1 protein-coding gene is annotated in these 797 nt (G+C 58.2%); it reads left to right on the plus strand.

Translation table 11 applies throughout. The annotated features are described in order from the left end of the window. Window positions 1-39: 39 nt before the first annotated feature. Window positions 40-744 (plus strand): IS6 family transposase, encoded by a 705-nt coding sequence (locus DY926_RS09660; RefSeq protein ID WP_116703188.1) that lies wholly within the window; start codon window positions 40-42, stop codon window positions 742-744. The last annotated feature ends 53 nt before the right edge of the window (window positions 745-797 follow it).

The following is a 797-nucleotide window of genomic DNA, read 5'->3' on the forward strand; positions in this document are numbered from 1 at the left end:
GGAGCTGTCACGTTAACTGTAGTATGGTAGAGAGGAGTGATGAGCAAAGAGGTTGTGAGCTACAAAAGACATCGTTTTCCACGCGAAGTGATCGCGCATGCGGTATGGCTGTATTTCCGATTCCCGCTGAGTTTCCGCCTGATTGAGGAGATGCTGCTCGAACGCGGTCTCATTGTGTCGTATGAAACGATCCGTCGCTGGAGCCAGAAGTTCGGAGCGGCCTTTGCCCGCTCGCTGCGCCGCAAGGCTGCCAGACCCGGTGATATCTGGCATCTCGACGAGGTCCAGATCGTGATCCATGGCCAGCCACATTGGCTGTGGCGCGCCGTTGATCAGGATGGTTATATCCTTGACGAGATCCTGCAGAGCCGCAGGAACACCAAAGCCGCCCGGCGTCTGCTGACGCGGCTGCTGAAAAAGCAGGGTATCCGGCCCGCGCGCATGGTCACCGACAAACTGGGATCCTACGGTGCGGCCAGACGGAAACTGAAGCTCACGTTCAGGCATCTGTCCCACAAGGGACTGAACAACAGGGCGGAGAACAGTCATCTGCCACTGCGAAAACGCGAACGGGTCATGCAGAAATTCCGCTCTCCCGGAGGCTGCCAGCGCTTCGTCTCCGTCTTCTCCGCCGTCCGCAACCTCTTCGTCCCGCCAGCCTCCATCCACAACGCCCTGGACCGTCACATCCATCGTATCCGCGCCTTCGCCCAATGGAACAAGGCCACCCAGCTGACAGCCTGAAAACTTCACGGCAGAGCGTTACTCAACACACTACAGTTAACGTGACAGCTCCC

It is taken from the genome of Komagataeibacter melaceti (assembly GCF_003403295.1).
GTDB classification, from domain to species: Bacteria; Pseudomonadota; Alphaproteobacteria; order Acetobacterales; family Acetobacteraceae; genus Komagataeibacter; species Komagataeibacter melaceti.